17 protein-coding genes are annotated in these 20,598 nt (G+C 69.4%); 7 read left to right on the forward strand and 10 right to left on the reverse strand.

Going from position 1 to position 20,598, the window contains the following annotated elements; genetic code table 11:
• Nucleotides 1-9: 9 nt before the first annotated feature.
• Nucleotides 10-1,590: a succinic semialdehyde dehydrogenase gene (locus AXK60_RS11500; protein WP_068571255.1), complete on the reverse strand. Its 1,581-nt coding sequence runs from the start codon at nt 1,588-1,590 to the stop codon at nt 10-12.
• Between the two features lie 45 nt (nt 1,591-1,635).
• On the opposite strand from AXK60_RS11500, the gene AXK60_RS11505 reads away from it, so the two are divergent.
• Nucleotides 1,636-2,655: an LLM class F420-dependent oxidoreductase gene (locus AXK60_RS11505; protein ID WP_068571256.1), complete on the forward strand. Its 1,020-nt coding sequence runs from the start codon at nt 1,636-1,638 to the stop codon at nt 2,653-2,655.
• 10 nt (nt 2,656-2,665) lie between these two features.
• On the opposite strand, the gene AXK60_RS11510 is transcribed toward AXK60_RS11505, so the two are convergent.
• The 7 genes from AXK60_RS11510 to AXK60_RS11540 form a co-directional block, all read right to left on the reverse strand.
• The gene (locus AXK60_RS11510; RefSeq protein ID WP_068571257.1) at nt 2,666-3,976 is read right to left on the reverse strand and encodes an outer membrane protein assembly factor BamB family protein; all 1,311 of its coding nucleotides are present in this window, start codon (nt 3,974-3,976) and stop codon (nt 2,666-2,668) included.
• On the reverse strand, nt 3,973-5,337 hold the full coding sequence (locus AXK60_RS11515) for a hypothetical protein (protein ID WP_139057897.1): 1,365 nt from the start codon (nt 5,335-5,337) through the stop codon (nt 3,973-3,975). Before AXK60_RS11515 ends, AXK60_RS11510 begins: the two co-directional genes overlap by 4 nt.
• Nucleotides 5,338-5,369: 32 nt before the next feature.
• Nucleotides 5,370-6,848, reverse strand: coding sequence for an outer membrane protein assembly factor BamB family protein (locus tag AXK60_RS11520; protein WP_068571259.1), 1,479 nt, complete (start codon nt 6,846-6,848; stop codon nt 5,370-5,372).
• A gap of 11 nt (nt 6,849-6,859) precedes the next feature.
• The gene (locus AXK60_RS27400) at nt 6,860-7,996 is read right to left on the reverse strand and encodes a hypothetical protein (protein ID WP_068571260.1); all 1,137 of its coding nucleotides are present in this window, start codon (nt 7,994-7,996) and stop codon (nt 6,860-6,862) included.
• Nucleotides 7,997-8,084: 88 nt separating this feature from the next.
• Nucleotides 8,085-8,771, reverse strand: a complete 687-nt coding sequence (locus tag AXK60_RS11530; RefSeq protein WP_068571261.1) for a hypothetical protein — start codon at nt 8,769-8,771, stop codon at nt 8,085-8,087.
• 9 nt (nt 8,772-8,780) lie between these two features.
• The gene (locus AXK60_RS11535; protein WP_068571262.1) at nt 8,781-9,278 is read right to left on the reverse strand and encodes a pyridoxamine 5'-phosphate oxidase family protein; all 498 of its coding nucleotides are present in this window, start codon (nt 9,276-9,278) and stop codon (nt 8,781-8,783) included.
• A gap of 4 nt (nt 9,279-9,282) precedes the next feature.
• Complete coding sequence (locus tag AXK60_RS11540) at nt 9,283-10,386, reverse strand: NAD(P)H-dependent flavin oxidoreductase (protein ID WP_068571263.1); 1,104 nt, start codon at nt 10,384-10,386, stop codon at nt 9,283-9,285.
• A 119-nt stretch (nt 10,387-10,505) separates the two neighbouring features.
• On the opposite strand from AXK60_RS11540, the gene AXK60_RS11545 reads away from it, so the two are divergent.
• Entirely contained in the window at nt 10,506-11,300 is a 795-nt protein-coding gene (locus AXK60_RS11545) for a crotonase/enoyl-CoA hydratase family protein (RefSeq protein ID WP_068571264.1), read from the forward strand.
• Nucleotides 11,301-11,377: 77 nt separating this feature from the next.
• On the opposite strand, the gene AXK60_RS11550 is transcribed toward AXK60_RS11545, so the two are convergent.
• The gene (locus AXK60_RS11550) at nt 11,378-12,931 is read right to left on the reverse strand and encodes an AMP-binding protein (RefSeq protein WP_068571265.1); all 1,554 of its coding nucleotides are present in this window, start codon (nt 12,929-12,931) and stop codon (nt 11,378-11,380) included.
• 160 nt (nt 12,932-13,091) lie between these two features.
• Here AXK60_RS11550 and AXK60_RS11555 point away from each other — a divergent pair, with 160 nt between their 5' ends.
• The 3 genes from AXK60_RS11555 to AXK60_RS11565 are packed head-to-tail and all read left to right on the forward strand — an operon-like array spanning nt 13,092 to nt 16,269.
• A complete protein-coding gene (locus AXK60_RS11555; RefSeq protein WP_068571511.1) occupies nt 13,092-14,021 on the forward strand; it encodes a Zn-ribbon domain-containing OB-fold protein in 930 nt (309 codons plus the stop codon).
• The gene (locus tag AXK60_RS11560) at nt 14,018-15,097 is read left to right on the forward strand and encodes a thiolase domain-containing protein (RefSeq protein WP_068571266.1); all 1,080 of its coding nucleotides are present in this window, start codon (nt 14,018-14,020) and stop codon (nt 15,095-15,097) included. The genes AXK60_RS11555 and AXK60_RS11560 overlap by 4 nt, the downstream gene beginning before the upstream one ends.
• The gene (locus AXK60_RS11565; RefSeq protein WP_068571267.1) at nt 15,097-16,269 is read left to right on the forward strand and encodes a thiolase domain-containing protein; all 1,173 of its coding nucleotides are present in this window, start codon (nt 15,097-15,099) and stop codon (nt 16,267-16,269) included. Before AXK60_RS11560 ends, AXK60_RS11565 begins: the two co-directional genes overlap by 1 nt.
• Nucleotides 16,270-16,936: 667 nt before the next feature.
• On the opposite strand, the gene AXK60_RS11570 is transcribed toward AXK60_RS11565, so the two are convergent.
• Nucleotides 16,937-18,160, reverse strand: coding sequence for a cytochrome P450 (locus AXK60_RS11570; RefSeq protein WP_068571268.1), 1,224 nt, complete (start codon nt 18,158-18,160; stop codon nt 16,937-16,939).
• Between the two features lie 244 nt (nt 18,161-18,404).
• On the opposite strand from AXK60_RS11570, the gene AXK60_RS11575 reads away from it, so the two are divergent.
• Nucleotides 18,405-19,565 carry a steroid 3-ketoacyl-CoA thiolase gene (locus tag AXK60_RS11575; RefSeq protein WP_068571269.1) on the forward strand — a complete coding sequence of 387 codons (1,161 nt, stop codon included), beginning with the start codon at nt 18,405-18,407 and terminating at the stop codon, nt 19,563-19,565.
• 4 nt (nt 19,566-19,569) lie between these two features.
• Complete coding sequence (locus tag AXK60_RS11580; RefSeq protein ID WP_068571270.1) at nt 19,570-20,556, forward strand: NAD-dependent epimerase/dehydratase family protein; 987 nt, start codon at nt 19,570-19,572, stop codon at nt 20,554-20,556.
• The last annotated feature ends 42 nt before the right edge of the window (nt 20,557-20,598 follow it).

Here is a 20,598-nt window from a genome sequence, read left to right on the forward strand (position 1 = left end):
GGCGCGCGGTCAGCGGATGCGCAGCTTGCGCATCCAGCGCAGCACCTGGACGGTCTGTTGGGCGTACTGCGCGTAGCTCTGCCCCGGACGCACGCCGTAGACCTGCTTCTTCAGTGTCGCGAGGTTGGTGGTGTCGGTGTACTTGAGCAGGCCCGCGTCGCCGTGACGCACGCCGACCCCCGAGGCCTTCCAGCCGCCGGACGGGGTGCCCTTGCTCGCGAACGAGGCGGCGAAGCCGTCGTTGATGTTCACGTTGCCGGCCTCCAGCTGGGCGCCGACCCGTGCCGCACGCTGGAGGTCCTTGCCCCACACGCTGGCGTTGAGGCCGTAGCGGGTGTCGTTGGCGAGGCGGATGGCCTCGTCCTCGCTCGAGTACCGGAACAGGGCGACGACGGGGCCGAAGGTCTCGGCCGTCGCGAGGTGCATGTCGGGCGTGACGCCGGTGAGCACCGTCGGGGCGTAGAAGGCGGGGCCGACGTCCGTGCGTTCGCGCCCGCCGCACAGGACGGTGGCGCCCTTGGCGCGCGCGTCCTCGACGTGCGCGGCGACGCGGCGCAGCTGATCGGGCGAGGCCAGCGAGCCCATGTCGGGGTCGTAGTCGTAGGTCGCGCCCAGCTTGAGCGCGCCCGCGGCGGCCACGAACCGGCGGGAGAACTCGTCGAAGATCTTGTCGTGGATGTACATCCGCTCGATGTGCATGCAGGCCTGGCCGGCGTTGGCGAAGACGGCGAAGATCGCCGAGGTGATCGCCTCGTCGAGATCCACGTCGTCGAGCACGATCATGGGGTTCTTGCCGCCGAGCTCGAGGCTGCAGCCGATGAGGTTGCGCCCGGCCCGCTCGCCGACCGTCGTGCCCGTGGCGCTGGACCCGGTGAACATGACGAAGTCGGACTCGTCGATGAGGGCGGGCCCGACGTCGGGACCCTGGCCGCAGACCACCTGGAACAGCCCGGCAGGAGCGCCGGCGCGGCGCAGGAGCTCGACACCGTAGAGCGCGGCGAGGGCGGTCTTGTTGTCGGGCTTGAGCACCACGCCGTTGCCCGCGATGAGGGCGGGGATCGCGTCCGAGAGGGCCATCGCGAACGGGAAGTTCCACGGCGCGATCACGCCGATGACGCCCTTGGGGCGGTGCAGTTCCACGGAGTTGCTGAGCACCGGCACGGGGCCGCCGCGACGGCGCGAGCGCAGCAGCTTGGGCGCGGCCTTGAGGTAGTGGCTGATCACCATGGGAACGTCGCAGGACTCCTCGAAGGCCATCCGCCGATTCTTGCCGGTGCCGCTCTGGATGAGATCGACGAGGAGCTCGTTGTTCTCGAGGATCAGCTCGTGCAGTCGGCGGAAGACGGCGAGCCGGTCGTCGAGCGGACGCTGCGCCCACTCCCGCTGCGCCTCGCGCGCACTGGCGAACGCCGCGACGACATCGCTCGAGGTGGACTGCGGGAGCGTGCCGATCGGGGCCCCCGTGAAGACCTCGGTCATGGCGAACGGGTCGCGACTGCCGTCGGCCACCACGAGCGCCGTGAGGCGCTCGACGAGCTCGTCCGTGACGCGCGCGGGCAGGGTGTTCTGAATCTGCGTGGGCGAAGCCATACCGAACTGTAACCCAAAACATAGAACTTGTTCTAGATTCGAGGAATGGTCAACGATCTCAATCTGGGCATCAATCTCGGCTACTGGACGCGTGGGCCGGAGGACCACACCGAGACCGTGGTCGCCGCTGACGGCCTGGGCTACGACTACGTGTTCACCGCGGAGGCCTACGGCTCCGACGCCTTCTCCACCCTGGCCTGGTACGGGTCGCGGACGAAGCGGATCAAGCTCGGCACCGCGGTGGCGCAGATCCCCGCGCGCACGCCCGCCGCGACGGCGATGCACGCCCTGACGATCGACGGGCTGTCCGGCGGGCGCATGGTGCTCGGGCTCGGCGCCTCCGGGCCGCAGGTGGCGGAGGGCTGGTACGGCAGCCCCTTCCCGAAGCCGCTCGCGCGCACCCGCGAGTACGTCGACATCGTGCGCCGGGTGATCGCCCGCGAGGAAGCCGTCACCAGCGCCGGCCCGCATTACCCGTTGCCGCTGCCCGGCGGCACGGGGCTCGGGAAGCCGCTCAAGTCCATCGCGCTGCCCGTCCGTCCGCGGATCCCGATCTTCCTCGGCGCGGAGGGACCGAGGAATGTGGCGCTGTCCACTGAGATCGCCGACGGTTGGCTCCCGTTGTTCGTCGACCCGCAGCAGGTCGACGCGGTGTTCGGCGGGTCCCTCGCGGGTCGCTCCGCCGATTTCGAGATCGCGGCGACGGTGTCGGTGATCGTCTCCGACGACCTCGACGCGGCACTCACGCAGGCGAAGATCCCGCTGGCCTTCTACATCGGCGGCATGGGCCACAAGTCGACGAACTTCCACCTGGACCTCATCGGCCGTTTGGGGTTCGCGGACGCCGCCGTCGCGGTGCAGGAGAAGTTCCTCGCCGGGGATCGCGCCGGCGCCATCGCCGCCGTCCCCGACGAACTCGCCGACTCCATCGCCCTTCTCGGTCCGATCGACCGGATCGCCGAACGTCTCGAGCTGTGGCGGGACTCCCCCGTCACGACGGTGCTGTTCTCCGGAGTCCGGGACGAGCCGACCCTGCGCGCGCTCGCCGAGGCGGCCCGCCGCTGAGCGCACAGTCTCAGCGGTACCCGATCGCGGCGACCTCCTCGCCGGAGACCAGCAGCAGCCGATCACCCACGGCGACGAGCTTGCTCGACGACGCCCCCATGAACTCCGTCAAGGTCCACGCCCGGCTCCCGTCCCGCAGGTCGAGCGCGACCAAGCCCAGCTTCTCGTCGAGGAGCAGGGCGCGCTGTCCGTCCGAGACGACGGAATACCCGTTGACGCCGACGGACTTCCAGCGGAGCCGCCCGTCGGCCGCGTCGAGCGCGACGATCGTCCAGGTCTTGTTCTCGTACACGGACAGGAGAAGGGCGTCGTCGACGAGGCCGATCACGGTGCCACCACCGAGGCCGTCTTGCAGCATCGACGACGACCAGATCCGCGCACCGTCGGGAAGGGAGAACACCTCGCCCGTCTTCACATCGATGCCAAGCGGCCGATCACCCTCGACGAACCGCAGGTCCGCCGAGGATCGGAACAGCCGCTTCCCCGCGCCGTTGTAGATCGTCAGCCGCGAGCCCGAGGACGCGGTCACCCAGCCCTTGCGCGTGAGCCGATAGCACCCGTCGTCGTGCAGCGCCGGCAGGATCTCCGCCCCCGACGCGTCGAAGACGACGCTCGAGGAGCCCCGAATCGAGCCCCGGCAGACCGCACCGAGGTCGCCGCGCGACTCCCAGCCCAGGTTGCCGTCGGACGACGGCCCGTCGATCCGCCAGTCGAGTGCCGTCGCCGACCGCATGTCGCCGCCGGTCACGCGAAGGCTCTCGGCACCTGCGGAGACATATGCCAGCGACCCGCCCACCTGGATCACGCTGTGATAGTCCGTCGGCGCGGGCACCGATCCCAGGAGCTCCCCGGACCCGGTCGCGAGGAAGGAGACCGTCCCCGTTCTGCCACACGCGATGCGACCCTTCGCGAGCAGCGGGCTGCAGCCCGTGCTGTACGCGGCAGCCTCGGCATCGCCCTGTGGACCGCTGCGCCAGCGCACCGCGCCAGTGCCGATGTCGATGCCCGTCACCGCCTTCTCCGCCGCCACTCCCCGAGCCGACTGGACGAGCACGCCATCGCTCACGATGTACCCGGTGTCCTCGCGGGCTCCGTAGTAGGTCATCGGAGTCCCCCAGGAGCTCGCCCCGACCGCGCTCGGCTTCAACCGCCAGAGCGCCTGCGGCCGCTTCGCGAACGAAGCGCTCAACCGCTCATGGTCCGGGTCGATCGTGGATCCGGCGGATCGCGAACGCATCACCAGCACACCCGCAGTCACCGCCAGGGCGATGACGACGACTGCGGCCACCGCCACGAGCACGAGCCGCCCGCCGCGGGTCATCGGAGCACCTCCGCGGCGCCGCCGGTCGCGCCGTAGGCGACGACGGCGCTGTTGGTGGCCACGATGATCGAGTTCCCAGCCGCACGCAGTTCGGGCACGGAATAGCTTGTGCTGTCAATGGGATCGGGTATCCGCCACGCGACCGATCCTGTGCGCAGATCCGCGCCGACCAGCGCACCGTCGCGGTCGAGGTAGAATACGCGCACGCCGTCGGTCAGGACGTTCGCCCCCTTCACTCCGGGCACCGACCACAGGCTGGTTCCGCGTTCGGTATCCACCCCGGTCAATCCCGTCGAGCTCAGCACCACGGACACCTCTGTCGCGACGATCTCGAGTCGGTGGAAGTTCTCCATCGCGGAGGCGACCGGTCGCGCGGCCGCGGCCTTGCCCCGGAGGATCTCTCCGTTCACCGCGTACACGTCCTCCAAGCCACGCGCGACCACACTCGGAGTGGTGGCGTGGAACGACGACGGCGGATTGACCGGCACCGAACTGACCTCGCCGTTCGCACTGAACACGGATATCGCGCCGTTCGTGGCGTCCGTGGCGGGCGCTGTCACGGCGACGACGGCTCCGTCTGCGCGGGTCGCGATGGAGTACCCCTGAAAGGGCTCTCCGACCCGATCCCCCGTGCCGGCGCGGATCACGGTCGCGGCACCGTTCACGGAGCCGGTCACGAGATCGCTGGTGGCGGTCAGGCCCAGACTGTCCCCCTGCGTCACGGCGGCACGCGAGCGCTTCGTCCAGATCAACCCGTCGGTAGCGACCTTGCTCAGTTGCGTCACTGCGCCTACATACGCGGCGTCGCCGTTGTACGCGACCTGATAGGGCGACGTCCCGTCCGGTAGCTGGACCGGCCGGCCGGCCGTGCGCGCGGCGGGCTCCACGATCACCACCGATGGTGAGTTCTCCCCACCGGACCCGACGACGGTGCAGGCCAGGCGTCCGGAGACGAGAGTGTCGGAGCAGTGTCGGACCTGACGGATCCCTGGGCGCCACTGCCCGCCGGTCGCCGCGTCGAGGATGACGATCTCGCCGCCCGTCGAGACCACGACCGACGTGTCATCGGTCACTGCGCCGGCCTGCATGAACGACCTCGCCGGATCGACGACGTACTCCGCGCCGAGTTGCGCCGCCGTGACCGCCCATGCGACATCGGGACGCTGCGGAAACGCTCCGGTCAGTTGTCCGCGCACCGGACCGCGCGGCCCGTCGTCACGCTGGAGCATCACGACGCCGACCACGACGAGGGCCGCCACCAGGGCCACCGCGGATCCGATGAGCACCCACCGCAGGGGGCGGCGGGCCGGCCTCGCGGGCTGCGGACGGCCCGGATCGCCCTGCGGGTACGCGTTCTGCATGAATTCCTGCCCCTCGGCACGGCCCGGCCGCATCATGCGGTGGGCGGGTAGTAGGTGATCGTGGTATTGCCGTGCAGGAGGAATCCGCCGCCCACGCGGTACAGCGTGCCCCCGGCGATTCCGGTCGACATGGTCCACGCGGTACTGCCGTCGCGCACATCGATCGCGGTCAGCCCGCGAGTGCCGGCGGTGATCACGCGGGTACTGTCCGTCAGCCAGGTGCGACCCGTCTTCGTCCCGTAGCCTCCGAGGGACGCACGGGTTCCGGACCACCATCGCTCGCCGGTCGCCGGATCGAACCCTGCCAACTCCGAGCACGATGTGCCGCAGGATCGCTCGATGATCAGGGTCCCGCCCACCAGATAGGCGTCGCGGCGCTGATCCGCCGGATAGGTCGCGGGGTCGAGTCCCCACAGCCGGGTGCCCGAGGCGAAGTCGTACAGGTCCGAGCCGTTGAGGTACGGGGCATCACGCGACAAGCTGCCCGCGGTGTCGAGCGGAGCGTCCGAATCGGCGCGCAAGGTGTGCAGCGGCTTTCCGCGCCCGTCCAAGAACTGCACCGTGCGCGGGGAAACCGCCGAATCGCTCTCACAGGTCTGGCCCGCGACGCCCTGTCCCGGGCGCACGTCGAGCATCGTCAACTCCTCGGGGTACGCCGTAGCCCCGGTGCGGGCGTCGACCAGCACCTGGCCGGCGTCGTTGCCGAAGTGGATGAAGTCCTCATCCGCCCCGAAGTACAGGACGTCTCCCGTTCCCCAGCACCTCGCCGTGGGCGACGGTGACGTCTCCCACTCCGCCGAGAGGGACTCAACACTGCCCCTGGTCACGATCGTGGTGCCGAGGCCACCGCCACCGGTCACGCCCTGCACCGTCACGATGGACTCGCCCACCACCTCCACGTTGCGGACGGACCCCTCAGCGGGCAGGACCCGCTCGACGCTGCCGTCGGCGACGCGGATCAGCGACACACCACGCGCCTCGCCCGACGCGCCGGGCGTCACGGCGCACGGAAGCAGGCCGTGAACGGCCTTCGACGCGCACTTCTGTACGTCCGCAGGTGTCTGCCAAGCAACCCTGCCGGTCGCGGTCTCCAACGCCACCAGCACCGGATGCTGCTCCGTCGAACCGGATTGCGAGCCCGCAGCGATACCCACGACTGCCAGCTCGCCGAGGTCGATGACGACGGATCGTCGCTGGTAGGTCATCCGCACACCGAACACCGGGTCGTTGAACATCGCGGGCGCCACCTCCGATGCCGCGACCGTCCAGCCGACCTCCGGGCCGCGCGGGAAGGCACCCCTGGTCTCTGCTTCCGCGAGGGGCCGGGGCGAGCGGTCCCGGTTCATCGCGTAGATCGCGATCCCTACAGCGGCCACGAGCAGCACGACCAGTGGTACCGCGATGAACAGTAGGGTGCGCGCGGTGAACCGATGGCCCTCCGATGCCGGATCGACAGGAGCCGCCGGCCGCCTCGAACGCGGCTGACCGGGCTGCGGCTGATGCGGATTCATCCCAACCACGCTCAGATCCAGAACTGCCAGCCGGGCGGCGGCACCGGCCAGGAGGGATCGGGTCGCCAGTCGTGAGATGGCACCCACCCCGCAGACGGTGGCGATGGCCAGCCGGGCGCGGGCCGGAAGGTCGCCGTCGGTGTTGGACGGATGAAGGGGGACGGATTCGCGGGCCGCGCACCGGATGGGCCGGGACCGTCGAACCGCGGAGGCCCGGGCTGAACAGGCGCACCGGCACCGATCATCTCCCGCACCTCGCTCCACCCCCGGGACAGTGGTACCGGCGGAACCGCGAAGCACAATTCGAGGGAGCCCCCGTCCTCGACCGCGCGAATGTCCGCGTACACGATTCCCTGACAGGTGAAATAGCACATCGCGATGAAGATGCCGCCGGCGATCAGCACCATCCCCATGAGCGCGAGCGGCAGCGCGAACCCCAGTATGAGCAGCGGCGCACCCACGCACGCCCAGAGCACATGGAGGCCGATCAGCTGCGGTAGTGCCTGCCGGGCGAGGCCCGCGGCCCTCCGAAGCGCGGCGAACACGCCCTTGCCCTCGAAGAGCACGGCCCACGGCGCGAACTCCATGGCGATGACCATCGACACCATGACAACGAAGGCGAACAGCGAGAAGGCGATCATCCCACCCGACGAGTAGTACACCTCCGCGGGGACCAACACGACGAGCAGCACCATCAGCAGGAAGGGAGCGACCAGCATGATCGTGAACACCGCAGCGAGAGGCACGAACCGCGAACGAATCCTCGTGAAGACCTCACGTGCCGTGGGCCGCTGTCTATTCCGAATCGTTGAGTCCGTCGCCACCGCGACGATCCCGATCCACGGCACGTCCAGGATCGCATTCACGACCAGAACCACGAGCCAGCCGATCACACCGAAGATCGCCGCGGTCTGCATCGCGGATTCCATGTCCGCGTACTCGGTCGTGTCCGACTCGAGTGCGTCGGCGATCGCCATGAGGACGAAGACGAGGACCGCGCTCAGGATGCCCACAGCCACGACATAGGCCAGCGCAGAAGCCAGAATAAACGGCCATGTGCGACTGAGGATCTGGAACGTGCCGACGATCAGTTCCTTGAACGTGAGCCTACGCGCGCGAGGCACCGGCGCGCCGGGGTACGGATACATCGGCCGAGTGTATCCGTGCCACTCCCCCCATGTCGATCCTCTGTTCGGATGAATCCCCACTCCCCCTCGCCCGATCCGACGCAGGGCGTCACCGCCGACCGAAGGTGAAGGCGAGGTCCCAGGGGTCGATGTTCCAGCGGCTGATGGCCTCGATCATCACGGTCGGGGCCGTCGCCACCGTCTCCGGGCCCGACGGTGCGCTGATCGTGGCGGTCCGGTCCCACTCGTCGACGTAGGGCGCCCACAGGTCCGACTCGCGGGGCGGCGGAGAGGTCTCGACGACGGTGACGAACACACCCGGCTCCGTCCCGGCGGGGAGTACTGCGAAGAGGCAGAACGGTTCCCGCCTCGCGTCCCCGGCGCCGCGCTCGACCACGAGGTACTCGTCGGTGGCGGCGCAGTGCTCGACCGCTCGGGTGAGCACCTCGCGGAAGTCCTCGAAGGTCGACCGGGAGGGCCGCTTCTCCGGCCCCAGCGCGACGACCTGCTCGGCCATGGTCAGGTTCCCGTCGGCGCCCCGCATCGGGCCCCGAGGGCGGACGAGCAACGCACCGTCGGGCTCGGAGAGGCGCGCCGCCTCGCGATACCGGTTCTCCTTGCGGGAGACGCGTCCGATCCGGCCGGTGGCCTGGGCGTCGCGGATCCACGCGTCGTCGGGCACCGACCAGAGCCGGGAGGCACCGTCGTCCGACCAGGTCCGGACGAGACCCCCGACGCAGGGACTGAGCTCGACGAGGCCGGTGGGATCATCTCGCTGCGCGTGCGATCCGGGCATGCTCACCCCTTACAGGAACGCCGCCGTCGATCCGCTCACCGGCATTTCGGGCATGCCGAGCTTGCGGTGGTCCCAGCTGCGCACGCGGTCTGCGCGGAGACGCACCGCGACGCGCTTGTTCATCATCGCGTCGATGGCGGGCTCGAGCTCCTCCGAGTACGGGCCGAAGTAGCGCTCGTAGACCTGTTCGCACACGGCGCGTACGGTCGCCTCGTCCTCGACGATCTCGGCCGTGCCCTCGAACGTGACGCCGCGGAGCTGATCGTAGGACTGGCCCGACTCGATCGACGCGCTCATCGCCGCGTTGCGGCGCAGGTTCACGACCTTCTGCGACTTCGCCTTCGTCTCGATCCACAGATCGCCGTCGATCACGGCGTACCACATCGCCACGAGGTGGGGCACCCCGCTGGAGCCGACAGTGGCGATGGTGGCGGTCCGGCTGCGCTCGATGAACGCCTCGATCTCCGCCTCGGACATCTGGATCTGGCCGCGCTGATTGTTTCCCATGGAGTCAGCGTGCCAGGTTCAGGCGTTCGACGGCGGCGTCGAACTCGCCGACCAACTCGGCCATGATCTCGGCGACGGGCCGCACAGCGTTCATTCTCCCCACGATCTGGCCCACCGGCATCGCGACGACCGAGGGATCACCCGAGGCGTGGATCCGGCTGTGCGCCTCCCCCACCAGGAGGTTCTGCAGGGGCATGGGCAGGGCCGACGGTGCGCCGGGCTCCTCCCAGGCCTGCGTCCACCGGGTCTTGAGCAGGCGCGCCGGCTTGCCGGAGAAGATCCGGGTGCGCACCGTGTCCGCACTCGTCGCGGCGACCAGGGCCTCCTGCATCGTCTGCGATGTGGTGTGCGTCTCGAGGTACTCGGTGGTGGTGAGCCAGTAGGACCCCATCCACACGCCCTCGGCTCCGAGGGTCAGCGCGGCGGCGATCTGCCGACCGGAGCCGATGCCGCCCGCGGCGACGACCGTGGCGTCCTCGCCCACCTCGTCGACGATCTCCGGCAGCAGCACCATCGAGGCGATCTCGCCGGTGTGGCCGCCGGCTTCGTAGCCCTGCGCGATGACGATGTCCACGCCGTTGTCGACGTGGGCGCGGGCGTGCTTGGCGCGACCCGCCAGGGCCGCGACCTTGACGCCGTGATCGTGCGCCGCATCGATCACGTCCGCCGGCGGAGAGCCGAGGGCGTTGGCGATCAACGCGATCCGATGCTTCAGCGCCACATCGACGTGGGAACGGGCGACCGAGTGCAGCCAGCCGAGCACCCCGGCCCCGGCGGCACCGTCGGGCAGCTCGGGTACGCCGAGCTCGCGGAGCGTGCGCTCGACGAAGGCGCGGTGCTCCTCGGGGATGAGTTGCGCGAGATCGCCGGCGGCGCCCTCGGTGGGCACCTTGTTGGGCATGACGATGTCGACGCCGTAGGGACGGCCGTCGGTGTTGGCGTCCATCCAGTCGAGGACGGCGTCGAGCTCGTCGGGGTCGTTGAAGCGGACGCAGCCGAGCACGCCGAGGCCGCCCGCACGGGAGACCGCCGCGGCGACGTGCTCGGACGGGGTGAACGCGATGACCGGGTACTCGATGCCCAGGTCGTCGCACAGGGGTGTGCGCATGGAATTCCTCCTGAAGAGATCTTTCCACCAAACTAGAACCTGTTACTGTTCCATGGAAGAGGATTCCCGCATTTGCCGATCCTCGTTTCGGCGAGGATCTCGACCCAGGAGGTCCAGCCGTGACCGATGTCGCCCCGCACGCCCTCGTCGAACAGCGCGGACACACGCTGCTCATCACCATGAACCGGCCGGAGCGCAAGAACGCACTCACCGGTGAGATGCTGCAGATCCTCAGCGACGCCTGGGATCGCATCGACTCCGACCCCGAGATCCGCAGCGCGGTGCTCACCGGCGCGGGAGGTGCGTTCTGCGCCGGGGCCGACCTGAAGAACATGGCGAAGTCCAACCCGGGAGACGCAATGTCCGGCGGCGGCTGGGATCCGGCACGGATCCCGGGACTGATCAAGGGCCGCCGCCCCGGCAAGCCGCTGATCGCCGCCGTCGAGGGCGCCGCCATCGCCGGCGGCACGGAGATTCTGCAGGGCACGGACATCCGCGTCGCGGGCGACAGCGCGAAGTTCGGTGTGTCCGAGGCGAAGTGGAGCCTGTATCCCATGGGCGGCTCCGCCGTCCGGCTGCCGCGCCAGATCCCGTACACGGTGGCCGCCGACCTTCTACTGACCGGCCGGCACATCACCGCCGCGGAGGCCAAGGAGTACGGGCTGATCGGACACGTCGTTCCCGACGGGGGCGCGCTGGACAAGGCCCTGGAGCTCGCTGAGCTGATCAACGCGAACGGCCCCCTGGCCGTGCAGGCGATGCTGCGCACCATGCGCGCCACCGAGGGCATGCACGAGGAGGAGGCCTTCGCGATCGACGCGAAGGAGGGACTGCCGGTGTTCCTCTCCCAGGACGCCAAGGAGGGCCCCCGCGCCTTCGCCGAGAAGCGCAAGCCCGTCTTCGAGGGCCGCTGACCCCTGCATTGAACACCGTTATGGAGAGTCCGACCTGCAGGTTTCCTCTCCATAACGGTGTTCAATTCGGTGGGGGGTCAGGCGTAGATCGCGCGCAGGGCCTTCTTGTCCGGCTTGCCGAGGGGGCTGATGGGGATCGAGTCGACGAGGTCGACGGTCTTCGGCGTGTAGACGGCGCCCTTGCGGTCGCGGACCAGCTCGCGCAGTTCCTCCACGTCCACCGTCGCGCCGGCGCGGGGCACCACGACCGCCTTGACGGCCTCGCCCCACTTGTCGTCGGGCACACCGATCACCGCCACGGACGCGACGGACGGGTGCGTGGAGATCACGTCCTCGACCTCGCGGGGGAAGACGTTGAAGCCGCCGGTGACCACCATGTCCTTCTTGCGGTCGACGATGTACAGATAGCCCTCGTCGTCGAAGCGGCCGATGTCACCGGTGTGCAGCCACCCGTGCTCGGTGGCCTCGGCCGTCTGCTCGGGCTTGTTCAGGTACCCCTGCATCACGAGGGGGCCACGCACGCAGATCTCCCCCGGCGCACCGGGTTCGACGGTGCGCCCGGCATCGTCGAGCAGGGCGACGGTCACCCATGGGACCGGCTTGCCGCAGCTCGCCAATCGTTCGGGTTTCGACGGGTCGTGGTCGCCGCGGCGGAGCACCGCGATCGTCATGGGGCACTCGGCCTGCCCGTAGAACTGGAAGAACTTGGGGCCGATCCGCTCGATCGCCTCGGTCAACCGGGTGGGTGAGATCGCGGACGCCCCGTAGAACACGGTCTCGAGGCTCGACAGGTCGTAGTCGTCGAACTTCGGGTGGTCGAGCAACGCGTAGATCATGGTGGGCACCAGCATCGTCGCGGTGATCCGGTACTTCTCGATAGCGGCGAGCACGGCCTCCGGCTCGAACCGCGGCAGCACGACCATGGAGCCGCCGGACATCGACGTCGGGTTCCAGAACGCCCCGCCCGCGTGGCTGAGCGGCGCGCAGACCAGGAACCGGATCTCGTGCGGCCATTCCCATTCCGTGCGCTGGATGCGCAGTAGCGACGCGCCGCCGGTGTAGCTGAGCATGACGCCCTTGCTCTTGCCCGTGGTGCCACCGGTGTACGCGAGGCTCGCGGTCGACGACGGATCGGCCGTGTGCGCGGTGAGCGGTTCGGGCTCGAAGCCGGCCGCCACCTCCGTGAGATCGACGCCGGTGCCCTTGGGCCCCAACGAGAGCAGCGTCTTCAAGCCGGGAACCCGTTCTCGCAGGTCGGCGGCGCGCTGCTCGTACAGCCGCGGATCGTAGATGAGGGTCTCGATCCCCGCGTCCTCCATGACGTACACGTGGTCGTCGAGGGAGCCCATCGGGTGGAGCGCGGCGAAACGCACGCCGGTGATCAGGTTGGTGGACTGGGCGATCAGCACCTCGTGCCGGTTGCCCGACAGCATCGCGACGGGGCTGCCCACGCCGAGACCGAAGGACGCGTAGGCCTGCGCGTACCGGCTGACCTCGTCGCGCACCTGCGCGTAGGTGAGCGTGCTGTCGCCCTGCGGACCGGTGACGTGCACGGCGGTCCGTTCGGAGTAGGCGCCGAGCGAGCCGAGCAGGATGTCGCCGGCCAGCGGCTCGCGATGCAGATCGTCCATGGAACACCTCGTGGATCGTTGCGGAACACCGCCTTCTCGTGCGGTACGAACGTCTCCACGGTAGGGGCTCAATCCCATTTCCGGGATACCCTTGCGCCAAAAAGTTAGAACATGTTTCACTCGTGAGGTGACCGCAGAACCGCAGACCCTCTCGGCGCCGATGAACCTGTCCTTCGACTACACCCGGTCGCTCGGACCGGTGCTGGGCGCGTTCATGACCAACCTCCGCGCGCGCCGCATCATCGGCACCCGGGACGCCGCCGGGCGGGTGCACGTGCCCCCGCTCGAGTTCGACCCGGACACGTACGCCCCCTTGAACGAGGTCGTCCCCGTGTCCGACACCGGCACCGTGACCGGCTGGACCTGGAACACGCACCCGGTCGACGGGCAGCCCTTCGACCGGCCCTTCGCCTATGCGCTCATCAGGCTCGACGGTGCCGACACCGCCGTCCTGCACGCCGTCGACGTCACGAGCCCGGACGAGATCTCGACGGGCATGCGGGTGCACGCCCGCTGGGCCCCCGAGACCACGGGGGCGATCGGCGACATCGCGTGCTTCGTCCCCGGAGAGGGCGACGGCGTGCCCGAGGGCGCGGCACCGTCGGACGATCCGGTGACGATGCTGGTCACCCCTGTCGCCCTGACGCTCGAGCACTCCGCCTCCGAGCCCGAGACCCGTTACCTGCGGGCACTCGCCGAGGGCCGGCTGGTGGGCCAGCGCTGCGGGAAGTGCGGGAACGTCTACGTCCCGCCCCGCAACGCCTGCCCGATCGACGGCATCCCGACGACGGAGGAGGTGGACCTTCCGGACACCGGCGTGGTCACCACCTTCTGCGTGGTCAACGTGCCCTTCCAGGGCCAGCGGATCAAGCCGCCGTACGTCGCCGCGTACGTGCTGATCGACGGTGCCGACATCCCCTTCCTGCACCTCGTGCTCGGCTGTGACCCGGCAGAGGTCCGGATGGGCATGCGCGTGCGGGCCACGTGGAAGCCCCGCGAGGAGTGGACCGAGAGTCCCGGGAACATCTCGCATTTCGAACCGACCGGTGAGCCGGACGCCCCCTACTCCAGTTACGAGAAGCACCTGTGAGCACACGCACCTGCACCGACCCGGACGGCTCCGTCGCCGTCGTCGGCTACGCCGCCACCCCGTCGCTCCGCGCCGCCGAGACCACCACCAACGGCGTGGAGATGCTGATCCCGCTGTTCGCGGACGTCTTCGCTCAGACCGGACTCACCAAGTCCGACATCGGATTCTGGTGCTCCGGCTCGTCGGACTACCTGGCGGGACGGGCGTTCTCGTTCATCGCCGCGGTCGACTCCATCGGCGCCGTGCCACCGATCAACGAGTCGCACGTGGAGATGGACGCGGCCTGGGCGCTCTACGAGGCGTGGATCAAGATCCGCACCGGCGAGATCGACACCGCGCTCGTCTACGGCTTCGGAAAGTCCTCCGCCGGCGTCCTGCGCCGCACGCTCACCATGCAGTTGGATCCGTACACCGTCGCGCCGCTGTGGCCGGACTCGGTGTCGGTCGCCGCGCTGCAGGCGCGCGCCGGACTCGACTCCGGCGCATGGACCGAGGCGGACATGGCTGCGGTAGCCGCGCGCAGCCTCACCGACGCGACCACGAACCCGGCCGCGCAGTTCTCACGTACCGTCTCTCCCGAGGAGTTGCTGGGGGAACCGATGTGGTCGGATCCGTTGCGCCGGCATGATATCGCGCCCATCACCGACGGTGCCGCGGTCGCCATACTGGCGTCCGCCGACCGCGCTCGCGAACTCCGTGAGAACCCCGCTTTCATCACCGGCCTCGAGCACCGCATCGATTCCCCCGCACTGGGCTCGCGTGATCTCACACAGTCCCCGTCGACCACTGCCGCGGCCCAGGCCGCCGGCGCGGACGGCGTGCAGTTGGCCGAGCTGCACGCGCCGTTCACACACCAGGAACTGATCCTGCGCACCGCGATCGGGCTGGGCGACGACGTGCGGATCAATCCGTCCGGCGGTGCGCTCGTGGGCAATCCGATGTTCTCCGCGGGGCTCGCGCGCATCGGCGAGGCCGCCCGCGCCGTGTGGAACGGCGACGCCGAGCGCGTCCTCGCGCACGCCACCGGCGGGCACGCCCTGCAGCAGAACCTGATCGCAGTGATGGAGGCCAAGTGATGGGTAAGCCCACCGCCGTGCTCGGAACCGGCCAGACCCACCACCGAGCCAAACGCACCGACGTCTCCATGGCGGGCATGATCCGCGAGGCCGTCGACGCGGCCCTGCTCGACGCGGGCACCACGATGGCTGACATCGACGCCATCGTCATCGGCAAGGCCCCCGACATGTTCGAGGGCGTCATGATGCCCGAACTGTTCCTCGCCGACGCACTCGGTGCCGTCGGCAAGCCGATGCTGCGCGTACACACCGCGGGATCCGTGGGCGGGTCCACTGCCAATGTGGCTGCCGCGCTGATCAAGTCCGGCGTGCACAAGCGGGTGCTCACGGTGGCGTGGGAGAAGCAGTCGGAGTCGAATGCCATGTGGGCCTTGTCGATCCCGGTTCCATTCACCGTGCCCGTCGGCGCGGGCGCGGGCGGCTACTTCGCGCCGCACGTGCGCTCCTACATCCGCCGCTCCGGGGCGCCCTCTCACGTGGGTGCCATGGTCGCCGTCAAGGACCGGCGCAACGGCGCCCGCAATCCCCTGGCGCACCTGCACCAGCCCGACATCACGCTCGACTCGGTGCAGGCCTCGCAGATGCTCTGGGACCCCATCCGGTTCGACGAGACCTGCCCGTCGTCCGACGGTGCCTGCGCCATCGTCCTCGGCGACGAGGCGGCCGCGGCGGAATCCGAAGCGGCCACCGGAAACCGCGTCGGCTGGGTGCTCGCGACCGCGATGCGGACCGAACCGCTCGCCTACGCGGGACGCGAGCACGTGAGCCCACAGGCCGGACAGGACGCCGCGGCAGCGCTGTGGCGTGATGCCGGCATCACCGATCCCCTGAACCAAGTGGACGCCGCCGAGATCTACGTCCCGTTCTCGTGGTTCGAGCCGATGTGGCTCGAGAACCTCGGCTTCGTCCCCGAGGGCGAGGGCTGGAAGCTCACCGAGTCCGGGGGCACCGAGATCGGGGGCACCCTGCCCGTCAATCCGTCCGGCGGCGTGCTGTCCTCGAACCCCATCGGCGCGTCTGGCATGATCCGGTTCGCCGAGGCCGCCAAACAGGTCATGGGCCGCGCCGGGGACTACCAGGTCGACGGTGCCCGGACCGCCCTGGGCCACGCCTACGGCGGTGGCTCGCAGTACTTCTCGATGTGGCTGGTGGGGGCGGACAAGCCGCGATGATGGGCCGGTGCGCGGCGTTCGTCGCAGGCACGTGCGGTGGTTGGCTGACAGCCGGCGCCGTCACCCGGCTCCCCCGCCGATTCGGCACTGCAGGAGCCGCGACGGGGCTGCTCGTGGCGGCGGGCATCTACCCCGCAAGCAGGTTTCGTCGCTCGGCACCACGCCGCGGAGAGATCGCTGTCGTCACGGCGTGCGGCGCGGCGCTGCCCCTGGTGCTCCAGCTTCCCCCGCGACAGGCCCGGCACCTCGTGGCCGTCGGATGGCTTGGTCACGCGGCGTTCGATGCTCGCTACCACCATGCGGCGTCCGAAACAGCTCTACCGGCCTGGTATGCCGCGTTGTGCGCCGGCTACGACATCGGACTGGGCGGGGCACTTCTGATCATGAACCGCTACTCCGCCGGGAAATCGAGTCTCACGGTGGATCGTTCACGTCCAGCGACGTAACAATGCTTCCGCGCGACACTCGGATTCTGCCCACTACGGACACGCCGTCCGAAACGGACAAAATCCGAGTGTCGCAGGGAAGTCGATCTCCACGGAACCAGGGCTCGTCCGACCCCGCTTTCAGCAGCCAGTCCCGTCCCCGCGACATGTGGCACACCTACCGCGACGCGACTGTGCCCCCGAGAAGGATCTCGGGGGCACCGTCGTCGTGACGAGCGGCCCTACTCGTACGCGACCTTCCAGTGCTTGATGCCGTTGAGCCAGCCGGACCGCAGGCGCTGCGGGGGCTCGAGCTCGCGGAGGTTGGGCATCACGTCGGCGATCGCCTTGAACATCAGGTCCATCTCCAGGCGAGCGAGGTTCGCGCCCACGCAGTGGTGGGTGCCCGAGCCGCCGAAGCCGACGTGCGGGTTCGGGTCGCGGAGGATGTTGAAGGTGTACGGGTCCTCGAAGGCGTCCTCGTCGAAGTTGGCGGAGGCGTAGAACAACGCGACGCGCTGGCCCTTCTTGATCGTCTGCTCGCCGAGCTGGACGTCCTCGAGGGCGGTGCGCTGGAACACCGACACCGGCGTCGCCCAGCGGACGATCTCGTCCGGCGCGGTGCGCGGGCGCTGCTCCTTGTAGATCTCCCACTGGTCGGGGTGATCGACGAAGGCCTTCATGCCATGACTGATCGCGTTGCGGGTGGTCTCGTTGCCGGCGACCGCGAGCAGCAACACGAAGAAGGCGAACTCGTCACTGCCGAGCGACTCGCCGTCGATATCGGCCTGGATGAGGGAGGTCACGATGTCGTCCATCGGACACTTGCGGCGTTCCTCCGCGAGGTTCCAGGAGTAGCCCGTGAACTCGGTCATCGCCTCGAGGTAGTTGCCCTCGAACTCCGGGTCGTCGTAGGCCATCATCGAGTTGGACCAGTCGAAGAGCTTGCGGCGATCCTCCTGCGGCACGCCGAGCAACTCGGCGATCGCCTGCAGGGGCAGCTCGCTCGCGACCTGCTCCACGAAGTCACCGCCGCCGGTCTTCCGCGCCTCGTGCACGATCTGCTCGGCCCGCTCCGCCAGCGCGTCGTGCAGCGACTGCACGGCCTTGGGAGTGAACCCGCGCGAGATGATGCGCCGCGTCTTGGTGTGCTGCGGCGGATCCATGTTGAGCAGCAGCATGCGCTGCATGTCGATCTGCTCGCGCTCGATCTCGGGCCCGAACCGCACGATCGCGCCGTTCTCCCAGTTCGAGTACTGCTTCGGGTTCCGGGAGATGGCCTTGATGTCCTCCAACTTGGACACCACCCAGAAACCACCGTCGTCGAAGCCCGTGGTGCCGGGCGGGATGTCCTGCCACCAGACCGGCGCCGATCGCCGGAGTTCGGCGAACTCGGCTTCGGGCCGCCGCTCCGACCACAGGTCGGGGCTGGTGAAATCGAACCCCGCGGGGAAGTGCACGCTCACGCCGCCTCCTCAAGCGTCTCCACCTGGCCCTAGCCAGGCGCATCTGAAACATGTTCTACTCATTGAAGCACAGACTGTCCGCCCGTGAGCTAGATTGCGGAGGACGCTGGTTGCACAGCAGTTACACAGGGACGAATCCGTCGCGGCGCCACCGCATGAGGCTCGACAAGGCCGGAGTTGCGCGCCACAATCGAGAACGTGCTCTACCCACAGGGCGGAGCCAAGAATGTGAGGAACGATCGATATGGGAATCCCCGTCATCGTCGACGCCGTCCGCAGCCCCATCGGCAAGCGGGGCGGTTGGCTGAGCGGACTGCACCCCGCCGAACTCCTCGGGGGCACCGTCACCGCCCTCCTCGGACACGCCGGGGTCGACCCGGCGCAGATCGAGCAGATCATCGGCGGCAATGTCACGCAGGCCGGTGAGCAGGCGGGCAACATCACCCGCACCGCCTGGCTCAACGAGGGTCTCCCGGAGCTGACCGGCGCCACCACGATCGACGCGCAGTGCGGATCGGCCCAGCAGGCCACGGGCCTGATCGCAGGCCTCATCGCCACCGACGCCATCGCGGCCGGCATCTCGTGCGGAGTCGAGTCGATGAGCCGGATCCCACTCGGCGCGAACCGCCCGGAGGGCCTGGGCACCTCCCGTCCCCCGTCGTGGACCATCGACATGCCCAACCAGTTCCTCGCCGCCGAGCGGATCGCCGAACGCCGCGGGCTCACCCGCGAGGACATCGACGCCTTCGGCCTCGCGTCACAGCGCAAGGCGCTCCAGGCCTGGCAGGAGGGGCGGTTCGACCGCGAGGTCGTGGCGCTCAAGGCCCCCGCGATGGCCGACGGTGCGCCCACCGGCGAGACCATCGAGGTCTCCCGGGACCAGGGCCCGCGCGAGAGCACGCTCGAGGGGCTCGCCAAGCTCAAGCCCATGCTCGACGGTGGCCGGCACACGGCCGGCACGTCCTCCCAGGTGTCCGACGGTGCCGCCGCCGTACTGCTCATGGATTCCGACCGCGCCGCGGCGCTCGGCCTGAAGCCGCGCGCCCGCATCGTCTCCCAGGCCCTGGTCGGCGGGGAGCCGTACTACCACCTCGACGGGCCTATCCGTGCCACCGAGCGAGTCCTGGAGCGCTCCGGCCGGTCGCTGCGCGACATCGACCTGTTCGAGGTCAACGAGGCCTTCGCCTCCGTCGTCCTGTCCTGGCAGCAGGTCATCGGTCCCGACCCGGACAAGGTCAACGTGAACGGCGGCGCCATCGCGCTGGGCCATCCGGTCGGCTCGACGGGTGCGCGGCTCATCACCACCGCGCTGCACGAACTGGAGCGGCGCGACGCGTCGAGCGCGCTCATCGCGATGTGCTGCGGCGGCGCGATGGCCACCGGCACCATCATCGAGCGGATCTGACGGCATGCGGGTAGCAGTCACCGGCGCGGCCGGATTCGTGGGTGGAAACCTCTTGCAGCAGTTGGTCGAGCACGGGCACGAGGTGGTCGCGATCGACCGGACCTCGTCGCCGCACGCACCCGAGGGCGTGCGGTGGGTGCAGGCGAGCGTCCTCGAACCGGACGAGATGCGCGCGGCGTTCGAGGGCGTCGAGGTCGTCTACCACCTGGTCGCGATGATCACGCTGCGGATGGAGGACGAGGCCGCGTGGCGCCTCAACACCCAGGGCGTGCGCATCGTCGCTCGCGCAGCGCTCGACGCAGGTGTGCGGAAGATGGTGCACCTGAGTTCGATCCACGCGTTCGATCAGGACCTGGTCGAGGTCATCGATGAGACCGCGCCGCGGTCCGTGCGCCCCGAGATCCCCGTCTACGACCGGTCCAAATGGGCCGGCGAGCAGGAGCTCCGGAAGGTCATCGACGACGGGCTGGACGCGACCATCTGCAACCCCACGGGCGTGTGGGGGCCGGCTGATCACGGCGTCGCCCTGTCGCGCTTGAATCGACTCGCGCACACGGCCGCCCGTGGACGGATGCCCGCCTTCGTCTCGAAGGCCGGCTTCGACCTGGTCGACGTCCGGGACGTGGCCGCCGGCGTCATGCTCGCCGCGGAGAAGGGCCGGACGGGCGAGAACTACCTGCTCGGTGGAGAATTCGCGCCGATCATCGACGCGATGCGTCTGTCCGCACGCGCCGCGGGCCGCTCCGGACCGCGCGTGGCCGTGCCGATCGGGGCGCTCGCCGCGGTCATGCCCGTCCTCGAGCCGATCAACAGCCGGCTGGGGTCCGACGTGCTGTCGAAGGCGGCACTCGGACCACTCTTCGCATCCCCCCTGGTGGACATCTCGAAGGCCCGTAACGAACTCGGGTACGCGCCGCGCTCGATGGAGAGCACCGCGACGGAGCTGGTGCAGTTCTTCGTGGACTCCGGTCGGCTCAGCGCCCGGGCCTGACCTCACGAACTCGGCCCACCCCTCGCCGAGACGCGGCCGGCC

It is taken from the genome of Tsukamurella pseudospumae, assembly GCF_001575195.1.
Taxonomy (GTDB): Bacteria; Actinomycetota; Actinomycetes; order Mycobacteriales; family Mycobacteriaceae; genus Tsukamurella; species Tsukamurella pseudospumae.